This window comes from Coleofasciculus sp. E2-BRE-01 (assembly GCF_040221695.1).
GTDB lineage: Bacteria > Cyanobacteriota > Cyanobacteriia > Cyanobacteriales > Coleofasciculaceae > Coleofasciculus.
Window position 1 is genome coordinate 46,692 of record NZ_JAVKEA010000141.1, and the last position, 17,484, is coordinate 64,175.

Annotated in this window: 17 protein-coding genes; 11 read left to right on the forward strand and 6 right to left on the reverse strand. The window is 44.5% G+C overall.

Features of this window, described 5'->3' with window-relative positions; genetic code table 11:
• Nucleotides 1-108: 108 nt before the first annotated feature.
• The 7 genes from RIG66_RS17205 (at nt 109) to RIG66_RS17235 (ending at nt 7,047) form a co-directional block, all read left to right on the forward strand.
• Nucleotides 109-771 (forward strand): TIGR00266 family protein, encoded by a 663-nt coding sequence (locus tag RIG66_RS17205; protein WP_446379992.1) that lies wholly within the window; start codon nt 109-111, stop codon nt 769-771.
• Nucleotides 772-868: 97 nt separating this feature from the next.
• Nucleotides 869-1,546 carry a TIGR00266 family protein gene (locus RIG66_RS17210; RefSeq protein ID WP_446379993.1) on the forward strand — a complete coding sequence of 226 codons (678 nt, stop codon included), beginning with the start codon at nt 869-871 and terminating at the stop codon, nt 1,544-1,546.
• A 78-nt stretch (nt 1,547-1,624) separates the two neighbouring features.
• Nucleotides 1,625-2,323, forward strand: coding sequence for a TIGR00266 family protein (locus RIG66_RS17215; RefSeq protein WP_446379994.1), 699 nt, complete (start codon nt 1,625-1,627; stop codon nt 2,321-2,323).
• A gap of 155 nt (nt 2,324-2,478) precedes the next feature.
• Nucleotides 2,479-3,093 (forward strand): REP-associated tyrosine transposase, encoded by a 615-nt coding sequence (locus RIG66_RS17220; RefSeq protein WP_446379995.1) that lies wholly within the window; start codon nt 2,479-2,481, stop codon nt 3,091-3,093.
• A 33-nt stretch (nt 3,094-3,126) separates the two neighbouring features.
• Complete coding sequence (locus RIG66_RS17225; RefSeq protein ID WP_446379996.1) at nt 3,127-3,930, forward strand: M48 family metallopeptidase; 804 nt, start codon at nt 3,127-3,129, stop codon at nt 3,928-3,930.
• Nucleotides 3,931-4,245: 315 nt separating this feature from the next.
• Nucleotides 4,246-5,619: a cytochrome P450 gene (locus tag RIG66_RS17230; RefSeq protein ID WP_446379997.1), complete on the forward strand. Its 1,374-nt coding sequence runs from the start codon at nt 4,246-4,248 to the stop codon at nt 5,617-5,619.
• 54 nt (nt 5,620-5,673) lie between these two features.
• Nucleotides 5,674-7,047, forward strand: coding sequence for a cytochrome P450 (locus tag RIG66_RS17235; RefSeq protein WP_446379998.1), 1,374 nt, complete (start codon nt 5,674-5,676; stop codon nt 7,045-7,047).
• Between the two features lie 44 nt (nt 7,048-7,091).
• On the opposite strand, the gene RIG66_RS17240 is transcribed toward RIG66_RS17235, so the two are convergent.
• Together RIG66_RS17240 and RIG66_RS17245 are read right to left on the reverse strand one after the other, a co-directional pair.
• Nucleotides 7,092-7,550: a dTDP-4-dehydrorhamnose 3,5-epimerase gene (locus RIG66_RS17240; protein WP_446379999.1), complete on the reverse strand. Its 459-nt coding sequence runs from the start codon at nt 7,548-7,550 to the stop codon at nt 7,092-7,094.
• Nucleotides 7,551-7,854: 304 nt separating this feature from the next.
• Nucleotides 7,855-8,061, reverse strand: a complete 207-nt coding sequence (locus RIG66_RS17245; protein ID WP_446380000.1) for a hypothetical protein — start codon at nt 8,059-8,061, stop codon at nt 7,855-7,857.
• 77 nt (nt 8,062-8,138) lie between these two features.
• Here RIG66_RS17245 and RIG66_RS17250 point away from each other — a divergent pair, with 77 nt between their 5' ends.
• Nucleotides 8,139-8,621 (forward strand): hypothetical protein, encoded by a 483-nt coding sequence (locus RIG66_RS17250; protein ID WP_446380001.1) that lies wholly within the window; start codon nt 8,139-8,141, stop codon nt 8,619-8,621.
• Between the two features lie 1,065 nt (nt 8,622-9,686).
• Nucleotides 9,687-11,525 carry an ATP-binding protein gene (locus RIG66_RS17255; RefSeq protein ID WP_446380002.1) on the forward strand — a complete coding sequence of 613 codons (1,839 nt, stop codon included), beginning with the start codon at nt 9,687-9,689 and terminating at the stop codon, nt 11,523-11,525.
• 215 nt (nt 11,526-11,740) lie between these two features.
• Here RIG66_RS17255 and RIG66_RS17260 read toward each other — a convergent pair whose 3' ends face one another.
• Together RIG66_RS17260 and ispD are read right to left on the reverse strand one after the other, a co-directional pair.
• A complete protein-coding gene (locus tag RIG66_RS17260) occupies nt 11,741-12,625 on the reverse strand; it encodes a sulfotransferase family protein (RefSeq protein WP_446380003.1) in 885 nt (294 codons plus the stop codon).
• A 161-nt stretch (nt 12,626-12,786) separates the two neighbouring features.
• Nucleotides 12,787-13,485 carry a 2-C-methyl-D-erythritol 4-phosphate cytidylyltransferase gene (gene ispD, locus RIG66_RS17265; RefSeq protein WP_446380004.1) on the reverse strand — a complete coding sequence of 233 codons (699 nt, stop codon included), beginning with the start codon at nt 13,483-13,485 and terminating at the stop codon, nt 12,787-12,789.
• A 259-nt stretch (nt 13,486-13,744) separates the two neighbouring features.
• On the opposite strand from ispD, the gene RIG66_RS17270 reads away from it, so the two are divergent.
• Nucleotides 13,745-14,707: a glycosyltransferase family 9 protein gene (locus RIG66_RS17270; RefSeq protein WP_446380005.1), complete on the forward strand. Its 963-nt coding sequence runs from the start codon at nt 13,745-13,747 to the stop codon at nt 14,705-14,707.
• A 137-nt stretch (nt 14,708-14,844) separates the two neighbouring features.
• Here the strand turns inward: RIG66_RS17270 and RIG66_RS17275 are convergent, their stop codons facing one another.
• Nucleotides 14,845-15,336: a CRR6 family NdhI maturation factor gene (locus RIG66_RS17275; protein WP_446380006.1), complete on the reverse strand. Its 492-nt coding sequence runs from the start codon at nt 15,334-15,336 to the stop codon at nt 14,845-14,847.
• A gap of 532 nt (nt 15,337-15,868) precedes the next feature.
• Between RIG66_RS17275 and RIG66_RS17280 the strand changes: the two genes are divergently transcribed.
• On the forward strand, nt 15,869-16,321 hold the full coding sequence (locus RIG66_RS17280; RefSeq protein ID WP_446380007.1) for a Fur family transcriptional regulator: 453 nt from the start codon (nt 15,869-15,871) through the stop codon (nt 16,319-16,321).
• Nucleotides 16,322-16,516: 195 nt separating this feature from the next.
• Here RIG66_RS17280 and RIG66_RS17285 read toward each other — a convergent pair whose 3' ends face one another.
• Nucleotides 16,517-17,392 (reverse strand): alpha/beta fold hydrolase, encoded by an 876-nt coding sequence (locus RIG66_RS17285; RefSeq protein WP_446380008.1) that lies wholly within the window; start codon nt 17,390-17,392, stop codon nt 16,517-16,519.
• Nucleotides 17,393-17,484 lie beyond the last annotated feature (92 nt).

Consider the following 17,484-nt stretch of genomic DNA (forward strand, 5'->3'; position numbering starts at 1 on the left):
TGCCTGATTATATTTTTTTAACCAGGGTTTATTTTTTTTACAAAAGCTGGACATTAGCACCATTACTGTCAAACTGAATAATATCTCTACGTTGTAGGAGAGTTGGCAGTGGAGTATGAAATTCGCTACAAGCCAGCCTTTGCCGCTATTTTCGTGACACTCAATCCCGGTGACCGAATCACGGCAGAAGCAGGTGCGATGACCAGTATGGATGGTAGACTCACCGTGAAGACGGAGTTTTCGGGTGGCTTTATCTCAGGCTTACTGAAAAAGTTCTTTGGCGGAGAATCATTATTTGTAAATACATTTCATAATCAAACGCAACAACCCTTAACTCTGGTTCTTACCCAGTCCACCATTGGCGACATTGTTGGTGTGGACTTGCGCGGAAATTCTCTCTGCTTTCAACCCGGTGCTTATATTTGCCATACCTCTGGCGTCAAACTGGGGGTGCGGTGGGCGGGTTTGAAGAGTTGGTTTTCTGGAGAAGGATTGTTCAAACTTCAAGTGAGTGGTCAGGGTAAGGTATTCTTTGGTGCCTATGGTGGATTAACGAAAAAGCGGGTTAACGGTGATTTTATTGTTGATACGGGTCATTTAGTCGCCTATGAACCAACGATTCAGATGAATGTTGGTTTAGCGGGCGGTTTATTGGGTTCAATGACTTCTGGTGAAGGATTCATTAATCGACTTACGGGGACAGGAGAAATTTACCTCCAGTCTCGCAGTATTAGTGGTTTAGTCAGCTATTTACAATCAAAAGTGCGTTAGTCAGTAGCCGGACAGGAGAAAATAGCACGGGACTAAGTTTTATAAACAAGTCTCAAACCTTTACGAATGACATAAGACATAAGACAAATGACGAATAATGAATATTGAACTGTTGCATCAACCAGATAGTGCGATCGCGCGTGTTGTTCTGGACGCTAATGAAGAGTTAGTGGCACAAGCTGGCTGTATGATTGCCATGAATGGTTCCATTAATGCCAGTACCACGTTGCGCCAGGGAAAAGGTGGCGGTATTTTGGGCGGACTCAAACGCATGGTGGCGGGGGAGTCGCTATTTTTAAGTGTGTTCCGTTCACCAATTGCAGAGGGAGAAGTCTTTCTCGCGCCTAAACTCATGGGTGATCTTCTCGTCTATGAGATGAAGGGTCAAGAGTTAGTGGTTCAGGCGACATCCTATCTGGCGAGTGAGTCAGGCGTTGATATTGATATCGGCTTTCAAGGGTTTAAATCTCTGTTTTCAGGTGAATCCATTTTTTGGTTGAGTCTTAGCGGTTATGGGGTTGTCTTGTTAACCTCATTTGGCGGAATTTATAAAATATCGGTCAATGGGGAATATGTTGTGGACACGGGTCATATTGTCGCCTTTGAAAAAAGTCTAAATTTTGATATTACCAAAGCCGGATCGAGTTGGCTAAGTGCCTTTTTGGGCGGAGAAGGACTGGTTTGTCGATTTAAAGGACAAGGAAATGTCTATTGCCAAACTCACAATCCTGGTGCTTTTGGTTCTCAGGTTGGTTCTAAACTACCGCCGCAATGAGCGGGTTTAGGTTGAGTCTCGTCCCTTCACAGCAAGTGGACTTAAATGGTGGGAAAAATAAATAAAGGATAAATCATTATGAGTCAGCAAATTTCTTATAAGATAGAGCATTCACCGTCTTATGCTTCTTTGGTGCTTAACTTAAAAACCAATGAAACAGTTGTAGTTGAATCCGGCGCTATGGCGGCAATGGATACCTGTATTAAAATGAAGTCCAGGGCTAAGGGTGGCTTGATGAAAGGACTTGGACGAATGGTGAGTGGTGAGTCCTTTTTCATCAGTGAGTTTACGGCTGAAGGCAAATCAGGACAATTGTATGTTTCGCCTGGAGTACCGGGAGATATTTGTCACTATTACTTGCAAGGGAATGGCTTAATGATTCAATCCTCTGGATTTGTCGCCGCCAGTCCCACGGTAGAGATAGATACCAAGTTTCAAGGGTTTAAAGGCTTCTTTAGTGGCGAATCTTTGTTTTTAATTCGGGTAACTGGAGTCGGGGATGTTTGGTTTAGTTCCTATGGGGCGATTGTGGAAATTCCTGTGGCTGGAGATTATGTGGTGGATACCAGTTATATTGTGGCATTTGAAGATACGTTAAATTACAACGTAGAAATGCTGGGCGGTTTATCATTTCGCGGATTACGAACGGGAATTTTGGGGGGTGAAGGATTGGTTTGTCGGTTCAATGGAGAAGGGCGGTTATGGGTGCAGTCGCGAGAACTGTATAGTTTAATTAATTTCTTAAATCCCTTCCGCCCGACGAAGAGTAATAATTAGTATGTAGTAAGCGCTTTAGCGCTTCTAGGCACTAAAGTGCCGACTACATACGTACATAGATAGGTACAAATAGCTTGTAGTAAGCGCTAAAGCGCTTTGAGGCACTAAAGTGCCGACTACATACATACACATACATACATACGAGTCAGAATATTATGTATGAATATCGCCGACTAACTCCCACACAACGAGCTGAATTAGTTCAGCAACGCTTGTCTCGTGGTTATCCACCTCACGCGCCTCCCCATGTTGTGACTGACAAGGAATTTTATCTCTTAACAGCAGCTTGTTATGAACACAAGTGCCATGTTAAGGATGAATGTCGCCGCCAAGAGTTACTCAATTTGCTATTTGATGCGTTCGTAACGGCTGGGATGGAAATCCGCGCCTGGGTTGTTCTGCCAAATCACTATCATCTCTTGGTACATCTGACTAATTTTGATGAGTTGAGTCGCCTGTTTCGCTTAGTACATGGTCGTACTTCTTATCAATGGAATCGGGATGATAATGTCACCCGTCGTAAGGTTTGGTATCGTTATAGCGATCGCGCTATTCGATCAGAACGACATTATTTTGCTGCTTTAAACTATCTCCATTACAATCCAGTTAAACATGGCTGGAGCCAATCTCCTTATGATTGGCGTGAAAGTAGCGTTCATTGGTATTTGGAAAATTTCGGACGCCAGTGGTTGAGAGATGCGTGGATTGAATATCCCGTGCGTGATTACGGTAAAGATTGGGATGATTTTGAGGAAGATGGTCATTATTAGAGCGCTAAAGCGCTCACTACGAACGAATTTTCTATGTCTAATGCTCCAACAAATCGCAATCCGCCGCCGAGTAATCGCCAACTCCTAATTTTATTGGGGTTATTTATCGGGTTTATTGTGGCTGTTTTCTGGCTGTTGAATCTGCTGGTGAATGGTTTAATTGGGATGATTCCGCCGAGTGTGGAGCAAAAATTGGGGGCGGTAATTGTGCCAGTTTACGAGAAACAAGCTAAACCTTCCCCAACTCAAGATACTCTGAACCAATTATTAGATCGTTTGGAACAGGAACTTCCCCCTGAACAACAAAAAGCGCGGGATTATCAGGTGCTGTATTTGCCAGAGTCTACGGTGAATGCGATCGCGTTACCGGGAGATGCTATTGTTATTTATCAGGGTTTACTGGAACAAGCAGAGTCTGAGAATGAATTGATGATGGTTTTAGCCCATGAATTGGGTCATTTTGCTCACCGGGATCACCTGCGGGGTTTGGGACGAGTTTTGCTGGTACGGGTAGCCTTAGCCTATTTCCTCGGAGATGCAGGAGCCTTACAATCAGCGGCTTCGGGGGCGGTGGAGGCAATTGCGCGATCGCAGTATTCTCAGGAACAGGAACAGGAAGCGGATGCGTTTGGCTTAATGTTATTGTATGACACTTACGGTCATGTCGCCGGAGCTACAGACTTTTTTGAACGAATGAGTGAGAAATCCGGAGACAATTTTGCTTTCTTGTCAACCCATCCCGCACCCAAAAAACGGGTGGAAGAGTTGGAACGTTTGATTGAAAAGCAAGGGTATGAAATCGGGACGCGATCGCCTTTATCAAAAACGTTGAAATAAACAATAAGCTTTTAGCCAAGAACTCAAGTTCTTGGCTAAAAGCTTAAGTCCATTAAAATGGACTAATATTATGTCTTAAGCTGTTCGGCATTTAAACCTTACTTAATGTCAATAATGACGAAAGGATGGTAGTGCGAGCATCTTGCTCGCTACTAATACCCAATTTAAATGCATGACAGCTTATCCAGTCAGCTTTAGCTGACTTGAACTTTTGGTTCCTTGGGTTTAAACCCACGGCTCGTCTGATAATCTTAGAGCAACATATCGGGAAAAATTAGGCAAGATAAAAAGAGTAGCCGCTAACAGCAAGACTCCATGAAACCACTCACAGGTCCGCGCACACCCCGATATCTGAGAATTTTCCGGATTATCAAGCTGATTTTTCGCCCCTTGGACTACCTAGATAATTATGCTCAACGGTATGGAGACATGTTCAAAATTGGCGGGGATAACGCTCCTCCCTTTGTCTATGTGAGCAATCCCCAGGCGATTAAAGAGATTTTTACGGCTGATCCAGAGTTATTTGAATCGGGTCGAGGAAATGGGGTGTTACGCTATTTAGTCGGGGATAACTCACTGCTGATGTTAGATGGTGAACCCCATCAGCGCCAACGCCGCCTGCTGATGCCTCCCTTTCATGGCGATCGCTTGCGAGAGTATGGTCAGCTTATTTGTGATATTACGGAAAGGGTAACCGCAGAATGGACAGTGGGTCAACCGTTGATCATCCGTACCTATACGCAAGAGATTACCCTGCGGGTGATTTTACAAGCCGTGTTTGGCTTGAATCAGGGAGAACGTTACACCCAACTGAGACAACTGCTGAGTACCCTTCTGGCATCCTTTGATTCTCCCCTCAGTTCCACTCTGCTCTTTTTCCCTTGGTTGCGACAGGATTGGGGTGCGTGGAGTCCCTGGGGGCGTTTTTTGCAGTTAAAGCAGCAGATCAAACAGTTGGTTTTTGATGAGATTCGCGAACGTCGGGAGCAAGGGGATGAGTCACGAACCGATATTTTAACCTTACTCCTATCGGCACGAGATGAAGCAGGTGAGCCGATGACGGATGAGGAATTACATGATCAGTTAATGACTCTTCTAATCGCCGGTCATGAAACTACGGCTTCTGCACTGGTTTGGGCATTATATTGGATTCATTATTTGCCAGACGTGCGTCAAAAGCTGCTTGAGGAATTAGAAACCTTGGATGCAGAGGGCGATCCGATGGCAATGTCTCGGCTTCCCTATCTGACAGCTGTCTGTCAAGAAACCTTGAGAATTTATCCCATTGCTCCGAGTACCTTTATTCGGATTCCCAAATCACCCATAGAAATCATGGGATATCAATTTGAAGCGGGTACAGCGTTGATGCCTTCTATTTATTTAGTTCATCATCGGGACGATATCTATCCCCAACCCAAGCAATTTAAACCGGAACGTTTTCTAGAACGGCAATATTCCCCTTACGAATATTTACCCTTTGGTGGCGGGAACCGTCGCTGTATTGGTTCAGCATTGGCACTATTGGAAATGAAGCTGGTGCTGGCGACTATTTTGTCACAATTTGAACTGGCATTAACCGATAATCGTCCCGTGAAGCCGATGCGTCGCGGTTTAACAATTGCGCCTCCTGGCAACCTGCGAATGGTTCTCAAGCAGCGTCGGCAACAGAAAGCCCCAGCGATGGTTTAGATCCTGCGATAAAACCGACTATCATTCAAATAATATCTCCCGGAGAAAGCAACGATGACACAACTGGATGGTCCTGGCGGATCTCTGATAATCCAAACACTACGGACAATTCGTTGGATTTTCCGCCCCTTCGATGTTCTGGAGGAGTATACCCAACGCTATGGCGAAACCTTTTTCATCTGGAAAAATGCATCACCTCCCGTGGTGTATTTCACCAATCCCCAGGCAATTCAACAAATTTTCATGGCTGATTCAACCCATTTAGAATCGGCGAGTGGGAATGGAATATTACTGCCCATAGTTGGCGAAAACTCACTATTTTTACTAGATGGCGATCGCCATCAGCGTCAGCGTCGCTTACTTATGCCTCCATTTCACGGCGATCGCATGCGTACTTATGGTGAGATAATTAATACCATTACTGAACAAGTCATCAGTCAGTGGCAGATTGATAAACCCTTTTATGTTCGTTCGGCTACCCAAGAAATTACCCTGCGAGTAATTCTCAGTGCAGTTTTTGGTTTACATCAGGGAGAACGTTATCAGAAACTCCGGCAACTTTTCAGTTCGATGCTTGATTCTATTTCCTCTCCTTGGACTGCCCTATTACTCTTTTTTCCCTCACTGCAATGGGATTTAGGGGCGTGGAGTCCCTGGGGACGTTTTATGCGCCAACGACGGCAAATTGACCAGCTTTTATTTAAGGAAATTCGAGAACGTCGGGAAACCGCTGATCAGGGGGGTGAAGATATCCTCAGCTTGCTTTTGAGTGCGCGAGATGAAGCAGGTCAATCCATGAGTGATGAGGAATTACGGGATGAGTTGCTGTCGCTATTATTTGCAGGTCATGAAACTACGGCTTCAGCATTAGCTTGGGCATTGTACTGGATTGATCATCTTTCAGACGTTCGGGAAAAACTATTAAGTGAACTGGCAACTTTACCTGCTGATGCTGACTCCAGCACCATTGCTCGACTGCCTTATTTAACAACCGTGTGTCAGGAAACTCTACGGATTTACCCGATAGTTTTAAATCCTTTTCCCCGAATTGTTAAATCTCCCATCGAAATTATGGGTCAAACCTTTGCTCCAGGGACAACACTCCTCCCTTCGATTTATTTGACTCATCAACGGGAAGATATTTATCCAGAACCGAAACGGTTTAAACCGGAACGTTTTTTGGAACGGCAATATTCTCAGTACGAGTATTTACCCTTTGGTGGAGGAACTCGTCGCTGTATTGGGTCAGCACTTGCTCTATTTGAGATGAAATTGGTGTTAGCAAAGATTATATCGAGCTGTGAACTAACTTTGGCAGATCAGCGTCCAATTAAGCCAACTCGTCGCGGTTTAACTGTTGCCCCTCCGCCAACAATGCGGATGAAAGTTACGCAGTTTCGGACTCAGAAAACACCTGTGATAGTTTAATCGAATCTGTTGCTAATTTCCGGCTGAATTGATCAACCTTTCAATTAACTTACTGGTAATAATTTGCTGTTAGCCGAACAATTAACTTCTCTTAACTTAGCTTTAGCTAATTCTAAATCGTAAGGGAACGGTGGTTTGATCGGTTGATAATCCCGTTCATGGGGTGTACCGTGACGCAAGACAGCATTCACCACCACACAAGTTTCGGAACTGAGATTAATTGCACCATGAAGAATCCCGGCGGGGACTTTTACGACTGTTGGCTGAGCGTCAATTAAAGGAATATAATCATACTGACGATTTCTTAGCACCACTAAGACAAAAGTTCCCCGCACAACTAAAAGTTGATCGGTTTGAAATCGGTGAACAAATAGATCTTCCACGGTAGCAGGTGGAATCTGCACCAGTATGGTTTCGTGACTCGATTGGGGGGTGTAAAAATCGACTGTTCCGCCTTTGACCGATTCCAAGGAACGAACTTCGATGTTGTTGATTAAGCCCATGATTACTATCCCTCTTTATTTATCTCTATTGTTAATATAGAGGGTAACTATGTTAATTTTTGTGGCTAAATTGACAAAATGCGCTAATTCATGATATTTGGGATTTGGGTCTTACGCGATCGCACAACGCGATCGCAAAAGCTGGCTTTACCGTTGCACCATCATTTGTAGGTGACGCTACAGCCCTCATCCTCAGCCCCTCTCCCAAGCCAGCCCTCACCCCCAGCCCCTCTCCCAAGCTTGGGAGAGGGGAGCAAGAGGGGAGCAAGAGGGGAGCAAGAGGGGAACAGTAAGACAGTTTGACCTATTTCCTGGGCTTGTTTACCGTTTTGAGCAACTCAGCAATTGACTTAAGCTGAGTTTGAGAGAAATATGCCATTGCCAGAATTACAGCAACCGCTACTCCGCCATTCACCATCAGGGAGCTGATATTCCCGGATTCAGGGGGTAGAGGCGGATCAGGGGGAGTCGCTGTAACTAGGATGACCTGTTCTTTGTTATTATTAGACATAAGAATCCTTTGGTCTTTCGAGACCATAAACGACGAGTAAACAAATTGAACTGGGGTATCAAGACTCCTCTGTTTTCTTGAACCGTGCTATTGCCATTTTGGGATTAAATCGCTGGGATGAAGGGATTGCTGCACTAGAGAACGCATTCCAACGTCTTACCCTTGACAATGAAGCTGACGCAGATGATGCCAAGTTAATTACGCACATCTTGTTCAACAGCAGTAACAATGTGGAGATATGGCGATCGCGCATCAAAACCCTCATCGAACTTTACCACAAACACCAGGTTATTTCTACATTAGGACAGGGACTTGTGAAAAGCGTTCCCACACTAATGTCAGAAATGGTTAGTGACAAAGCCGCACAAACTTGGCTGGAGGTGTGGCAAGAATTGGCAAGTGATTATCCTGAATTTCAAATCCCTCTCCGTCTTCTCGATACTGCTGTTCGCTATAAGGAAACAAAAGGCAATAAGCGTGTTTTGTTTAGCCTACCCATTGAAGAACGCAAGCTGATAGAACCTTTACTGGGTATAGCGGACACATCGGCGGTTAAGTAATCAGTCATGCATTGAAATTGGGTATTAGTAGCCAGCAAGATCCTCGCCCTACAAAGACTGCGCCATTCTTGACATTAAGGTTTAAATGCCAAACAGCTTAGTTATAGCAGTAGACACATCGATTAGGACAAACGAACTGTTGTAGAGACGTTCCGGCGGAAAGGCGAACATGATATGATATCACCTCTGAGAGTGATGGTTCCCCTTCTCCCCCGGTGGGAGAAGGGGTTAGGGGATGAGGGGGAAACAACAAAAGCGTGCGGCTAATCCATCAAATTAGGTATGCCGAGCCACTACAATTTGACTTCGGCAGTTAACTAATTCTCTCTATCCTTTCTAGGTATAAATTCATATTGATTCCTGCGCTCAAATGTTCGCAGTACCAATCACTTTTGCGAATTGGGATGATCCAAATCACAACACTAATGTGCTTCCTTACTTGCACCTCAAAAAAATAGAACTTACGCAATTTGAGGATACAAACCCTATTGATAGCGGCAAGGTGAGCATTGCCTACCCTACAGTCTTGAACGAACAAATATCTGGGCTTATTTCCAATCTGATCCGGACGTTTTTAATATTTTTTAATCCATTGATGACTTTTATTAAATATCTTTACATTACTTTATAAGTCGCGTAGAACTCTGCCACGCTGTCGTTGTCCCTCTAATCCATACGGTCAGCCAACTTCATTCATTGATAGCCCTTGAACGGAATTCTTTTTTCCCGCTTCTTCTCTTCAATCTTTACCCTAACTTTATTTGTTTAATCAATTTTAAATGAAAACTTGTTAAAAACTTTATCATTTTATTCCTACAATTAATAGATAGAGCGTGTAAAAAGGTAATGTATCTCGATGAAACAGGCAAACTTAAATTTCTATCTACTAATTGTCGCAAGATTCAAGTATTTTTGTCAACAATGATACCGATTAGCTAATGCAATCGTTTCTCGCAAATCATGCATCACTTCCCCTGGAAACCTTACGATCTATCTCACTTCTTGGCTTATCTTATGCTTTTTTCCAATTCCCGCTATCCCCCAGTCTCCCCCCAAAATACCTTAATGGGTCAGCAAAACCCATTAAATCTGAATAAGAGTTTATCCGATATTTTTCCTTTCACCTGGATCAAAGAAGGGATTCGCAACCTCAGCATATCTCAGAAAATTAGTTACGGCTACGCCTTGGCGATCGGCTTATCCATTCTGGGAACAACCGGAGGATTAATTCTCGGTAATTATTACCAAGACCAAGCCCAACAACAAGAACGGGTTGCTGATCAGCAGCACCATCTCCTCAGTAACCTGGAAAATGCGACATTGGCTGTGCGATCGCATCCGCAAGAACTACTCATAGCCTCGGTGAACCCTAGCCAGATTGAAGCCCAAAAGCATCAGTATTTAGCCGATGTGGATCGGATGAAACGCCTACTCTCTGAGTTAGATATCTTCATCCAAGACTATCCCGATGGCGTGGATGTGAACACGGCTGAATTACATCATCTGCTTCAGGAGTATGAAGCGAATATAGACGCCTACAATCAAGTGATTGAATCACTCTGGCAAATCAGTGAATCGGAGAACCTGAAGCCAGAAGAGGTTACTGCGATACAACAAGAACTCTTAAAGGCACTGCATCACCCCTCTACTAGCCAAGTGATGGCTCAATTCAATCACCTATCCGATCATGTCGAGGATGCCAAAACTAACGCAGAAGCGCAACAGTCTCAGGTACATCAACAACTAGCACAAGCAGAAGTCTTACGCCTGCGAATCATCGTCAGTAGTTTACTGCTATCAGTGGGTATCGCGGTACTCTTAGCCACGATTACCAGCCGTGCGATCGCGCATCCTATCGAAACAGTAACTCACGTTGCTAGTGCGATCGTCAAAGAATCCAATCTGGAGATTCGCACTCCTGTCACCAGCAACGATGAAGTTGGTTCATTAGCCACATCTCTCAATCAGCTTGTCCAATGGGTAGACGAGTCAACCCAAGACTTGGAACTAGCGCGTCAAACCTTAGAACAGCGCGTTGAGGAACGAACGCAAGAATTGACGCAAGCGCTGCAAGAACTCCAACACACCCAAGCCCAACTGATTCAACAGGAAAAAATGTCCAGTTTAGGACAGATGGTGGCGGGGATTGCCCATGAAATTAATAATCCAATTAACTTTATCTACGGTAATCTGGATTATGCCAAGCGATCGATTAACGACTTACTGATCTTGCTAGAACTGTATCGGCAAGAATATCCTCAGCCTAACGGCGCGATTCAAGAACAAAGCGAAGCGATGGATTTAGATTTCCTCATCGCCGATATGCCAAAAATGCTGTCATCCTTAAAAAGTGGGGCTGAACGAATCCAGGAAGTTGTCTTATCATTGCGGAACTTCTGTCGTCTGGACGAAGCGCAGTTAAAACGGGCAGATATCCATGAAGGATTAGAGAATACTCTCTTGCTTGTCGGTCATCGCATCCAGCCAAACATTAACCTGGTTAAAAAGTACAGTCAATTACCGCGAATTGATTGTTATCCGGCTCAACTCAATCAGGCATTTATCAACATTATCAGCAATGCCATTGACGCCTTAGAAGAGGTTCAGGGTAAAGCTATACCGACAATCGTCATTCGTAGTGAAACCATCGATAATCGTTGGATTCGCGTGTCAGTTTGGAACAACGGTGCAGCGATTCCAGGGGACGTTAAAGAACGGATCTTCGATCCCTTTTTCACCACCAAATCTGTGGGTAAAGGCACAGGAATGGGATTAGCCATTTGTTACCAGATTGTCAAGAAACACCAGGGTAAAATTGAAGTCACCTCTGAACCTGAGAAAGGAACCGAATTTGCAATTACGCTACCGATTCAAACCGAACAAGAGATGGCACTATCTGCTTAATCGAGCCAAGGGTGGAAGACAGGGGGAGATGGGGCAGCAGAGGAAACTGGGGAAGCAGAGACGTTCCGATGAAACATCTTTTGTAGGGGCGGGTTTTACCACTAACGTTTAGTTTTCACCCTGATATAACTAAACCCGCCCCGACCTAACCGTTCAATTATCACAAATGACGTAGCTTGCTTCTCAAGGGAGCGAATATGACATAAGACTAATGACTACTTTAACCAAGACGAAAGGTCTCGTTGAATTAAATCTTGTAACTTGAGAATATCATCTCGATAGAGTTCGATCAGTTGCTGGCGTTCCTCTGGCGAAAGTGGAGCCGCTTTCTTATCTTGAGAGTTCATTTGGATGAGGCGAGAACGGATACTTTGTCTCATTTCCAGGGGTAAAATAACTCGGAGTCCCGACCTGACTATCGTTCTCAAGGGATTTTCTTTGCGTAACATCTGATTCACTGCCGTATTTTTGGGAACTTGAGCAACTTGAGATTTTTTAGAGACATCCGGCGAAAAGGTATCATCGACACCAACAAACTGATACATAGATTGCATGAAGTTAACTGGGTCTTTAGACAAGTCATCATACAAATAAACTCGGATTTGCTCTCGGTCAAATTCGTTATAAAAATGCTGCAAATGCTGATGATAAAATCCCTTCAGCAAAATAAACGATTTATCAGCCCGGTATTTTATTTGGTCAGACAAGCTGTTGTGCTTTCCTTTCCCAATAGCATCTCGGATATGCATTAAATAATCCGAATAGGCTCGGTCAACGGGATTTCGCAAGACCGCAATTAACTTGGCATTGGGGACATAACGCTTGATCCGCTCTGAGGATGACTGATAATGAAACAGATAATTAGGAGAGGCTTCCCCAATCGCAATTTCATCTGTTACCCCTTCAAAAAGCTGACAATATTTCTCCAAGGTGTCAATCTTGGCTTTTCGTTGCGTTTCAAGTTCTTCCCAGTTCTTTTCTAAAAAGTTCGTTTCTTTAACGGGACTCATGTAAATTTGGGGATGTTGTTTCAAATAGTTATAAATCGAGGTTGTCCCTGCTTTTTGAACACCGATAATCAGAAAAGTGGGAAGTTTCATCTAAGTTCATCCTTGGTGATAAAATAAAATTGATAAACGGTTATTGGTTAAACCAGCTCGGACAATTGACTTTAGTAGGTTTGTGGAAATTCGTCTCACACTATTAAGTTCTGTAAATAGTCTTTAAACCTTGACAAATAACAAATGATAAATGACGCTCTTTATGACTGATGACTGGCTGCAAGTCGCTGACGCAGAATAAACTCCGCGATCGCTAAATCCATGGGTGTGGTTACCTTGAGATTCGTCTCTTCCCCTGCCACAATCTGTACAGGTAGCCCACAGCGCTCAAATAATGCAGCATCATCGGTAACGTCCCAATGTAATTTTCGTCCTTGGTCATGACATTGCTTCAACAGCGACACCTCGAATCCTTGGGGCGTCTGGGCTGCCCATAACCGTCGCCTGTCGGGTGTATCTTGGATAATATCTGACTCATCAACGACTTTAATCGTATCCTTAACCGGGATCGCGGCAATCAAACCCGGACAATCTCTAAGGTGTTCCGCACAGCGATCAAACAGTTTGGATGTGGCTAAACATCTCGCACCATCATGAATCAGTACCCGTTCAGCCGTTGAGGGTAAAGCCTGCAAGCCGTTATACACTGATTCTTGGCGAGTTGCGCCCCCAGGAATCAGTTGTACCGCTTTCGTCAGGGCGAGATCCGCCAGAATTGCCTGAATATCAGTCTGATCCCCAGGCTGTCCAATAATGCCAATGTTGGTAATTTCCGTCGCCGCTTCCGCCGCCAGTAGCGTCCATGCTAATAAAGGTTTACCCAGTAAAGTGAGCAATAGCTTGTTGCGATCGCTCCCCATCCGTCGTCCCATTCCCGCTGCTGGAATTAATAAATGCACAAGCTTCCGCCTTTGATGCCAAATTTCTAGTCCCGACCGATCTAATCTAATATGCTACTACTGGTTCATCCCATGAAACCACTAGGTATAATATCATGCGTAACATAATCCCATAAGCCAAATAGCAATGGGAGCAGGGGTGTAGCAGTTCACCCTGTCACGGTGATCCGGACAAACTAATTTCTGGAAAATTCCGTGAAATTAGGAACGACCAGTCCATTAAAATTGAGCTGATATACAAGCTCTAAATTATATTCAGATGAGACTATTAGCCCTTGTTCCGGGAGGAATCAGCGATCAACTGCTGCTCTTTCCGACGTTAGATGACCTAAAAGCCAATTACCCCGACGCCGAAATCGATGTGATTGTGGAACCCCGCGCCAAGGGAGCCTATCGGGTTTCCGGTTCAGTCCAGGAAGTATTACCCTTTGACTATAAAGACCGCAATGGTCTGGCAGATTTTGGTAACCTATTGGGGATTATCCGCGATCGCGAATATGATGCGGCAATTGCCCTAGAGCGTCGGTGGTCAGTGGGACTATTGCTCTGGATGAGTGGTATTCCCATCCGTGTGGGCTACGAAAATAATCAGGGGAAGTGGTTTTTCACCAACACTGTACCGCTCAAAACGGAGCAGTATGCGGCGTATATGTATCATGACCTGCTCACCGGGTTAGGGATGAATACCCCCTGTCCAGAACTTGCCATTCGTGTACCAAAATCCGATCTGGATTGGGCAGAAGGGGAACAAGCCCGCCTCGGTATCCCTGAAAGCGGTTACATTATGATCGACGGCGGCTCTAACCACCTCGATCAGTCACAGGACATTGATAAAGTTTATCCCGCCCATAAATGGCAAAAAGTGATTGAAGACATCCACCAAAAACAGCCTGACCTAACTCTGGTTATGCTGCATGGTTCGGAGGATACTGAGTTAGTTGCCGCTCTCACCCAAGTCTGTCCTAATTTACAGATGACCTCACCTCCTGATAGTGGTAAATTAGCGGCAATGATTGCGGGGGCGAATTTACTGTTATGTACAGATAGCGCGTCGATGCATCTAGCTGTTGCTGTGGGAACGTATACGATTGCCTTGTTTGGTCCGACTGAGGCTGACAAACTCCTACCCCCATCAGAACGCTATATTGGCATTCAATCACCCACTCGTTGGATTGCCGATATTCAGCCTGATGATGTACTAAAACAAGTTTGGCGGGGCTAGGGAATGGCACTGAAATAAGCCGTTTTAGAGCGTCGAAACCATTGATATACCGTAGGGTGGGCATTGCCCACCAGCATACCATTGTCGTGTTCCTACTGTATACAGCGTCTGTGCGTAAGTCCTCATCCCTTTATGTCTCAAGTTCTTTTTGGGGGGAACATTAGCTGAAACAACGTATCATCGAGTTCATACCCTAACATTTGAGCCATAGACTTGAGGCGCGATTGGTTGGGTAAATCAATGTGTTGTAACCAGTTATTTACCACAAAAACCTTTTGCATCATGAAAATTTCTAAGGCTTCTGGGTTATATTGAATCCCTTCCGTGCGATTAAACTGATGAGGGACAAGCATCGCCGTATAGCGAGCCAGTTCCCCGGCTTTCCAGTCCAGTAAAAACGGTAACCACGGATACTGAACATCCAAGCGGATAAACCACAGACGTATCTCCGGAATTTCTGACCATTCCCGTGGATCATTGGGTTCGCGAGGGTAGTTAAACTCAAAGCGTAACTGCTGCTCATAGTTTGCGATCGCGCCCTCGGTTAACCACTTATCAATCACAGTCTGGACGGGCGATAGGTCTAAATCATTGATGGAATGGGAATTGAGTTTAATTGTGATTGCCACTAATCTTTATCCGCTCCACAACATTTGGACGTAGAGACGCACTGTTACAGCGTCTGTACATTGCCTGGATTACTTCGGTCTTTCATCCTGGTAGTGACGGCACTTAACACCTCGGACTTCGGCGTGAGCGCGGCAACTGAGCCTGTCGAAGTTCAGTCGAACGCTACGCTCGGTGTTGACCCTGAGCGAAGTCGAAGGGTCAACCCGTCCCCAGGCTTAACCTCGGATCAAGCTTACCTTAGTTTAATTAACACAATCGATGCTACCAGACTGGATATCAGTCCACAGTAGACAGACTCAAACCATCTAAGGTAAAGTGGTAATGAGTTTGCCTTACAGTGCCATACAGTGCCAGATACCCAGTCATTCAGACTCAAACCTGGACAAAGCTTGGCGAAAAAGATTATATCCGCAAATATTATGCGCGTTTAATCAGTGCATTATTAACTCTCTATCAGGATCAGGCTCATCTTCAGGGTAGAGCTTGAGACTACTCCCCATACAGCTAACCACCCTATTCAACGTATCGACTATGCAGAAAGAAGCGGCAGTTGTCAAACCAATTCGCTCATTGGAAGACGCCCTCAATCGATGTCAAGCGTTAGGAATGCGCTTGTCGCGTCAACGCCGCTTAATTTTGGAATTACTGTGGCAAGATCGAGAGCATCTCTGTGCAAGAGAAATTTATGATCGCCTAAATCAGCAAGGCAAAGAAATTGGTCATACTTCTGTGTACCAAAATCTAGAGGCGCTATCGTCTCAAGGCATTATTGAATGTATTGAGCGATCCGATGGACGGCTTTATGGAAATATCAGCGATGCACACAGTCACGTTAATTGCGTGGATACGAATCAGATCATGGATGTGTATGTAGAATTGCCAGAAGAACTAATCCAACACATTGAGCAACAAACTGGCGTTAAAATTACTGAGTATCGGATTGACTTTTATGGTTATCGCAACGGTCAAGGGCATGAGGAATAAATAGTCCTTGAAGGTTGTAAAGAGTAATTGTAGGTACCTATTAGTATTATACCAAAATTATTGGTGTTTCGCTAACCCCATCTAAATCTTGTGATTTTAGATGGGGACTGCGCTCAACCTTTGTTCAACAAAACCCGCCCTTTTTCAATTATCGGGGATTCCGTCGGGGTGGGTTTAGTCGCATCCCTTGGTCTTTCATCCCTCATCCTTTGCTAAAAACTCTCGCATATACTGATTCACTAACTGGGGCTGTTCCTGCTGTACCCAATGACTACAATTCGGGATGTAGCGGATTTGCAAATCTGGCATATAATCCTTTGTATTATAGGTCAATTCCTTACCTAAAGCCGTATCATTTTCTCCCCAGATCATTAGAGTTGGAATTTGCAGAACATCCCACCGATGCTGCTTAAATATCTCCTGGAAGACATTGCGGTAGTAGTTAAGCATGGCAGTCATAGCCCCCCGTTTTGCCGCCGCATCTTTATAGGCGTTTAAGTCTGATTCTGAGAAGGCACGTTTGTCAATTGCCATATCGATAAAACTCGACGTAATCAGTCGATAGTCATCCCACTGAAACAGTAACTCTGGGAGTAAAGGGAGTTGAAAGAAAAAGATATACCAACTTCGCAGGAGTTGTTGCGGATTATTGCGTAACGCCTCTGCAAATTTGGCGGGATGAGGAATATTCATGACAATTAACTGATCAACCAGTTGGGGATAAGTATAGGCAACATACCAAGCAATCATTCCTCCCCAATCATGCCCAACTAAGATACAGCTTTCATAGCCCAATCCTTGAATAACTCCTTTAATATCGTTAACTAACTCACTGATCTGATAAGCTAATACATCTTTGGGCTTATCGCTGTCATTGTAACCCCGCAGATCAACGGCAACAACTTTATAATCGCTGGCAAATTCAGGGATTTGATGCCGCCAGGAGTACCAGAATTCAGGGAAACCATGGAGCATCAGCATAAGTTTACCTTCTCCCTGGGTGACGTAGTGTAGTTTGACACCGTTAGTAATAATATAATCCTCTTGCCAGGAGTCAGTTATTGGAGACATGGGGTTTACCTTATTGTAGTTATCGATAACGTTAATTGTCTCATAGTTTTCTAGTTTGTAGTTGCGCTTTAGCGCGATAAACACCCGCATCG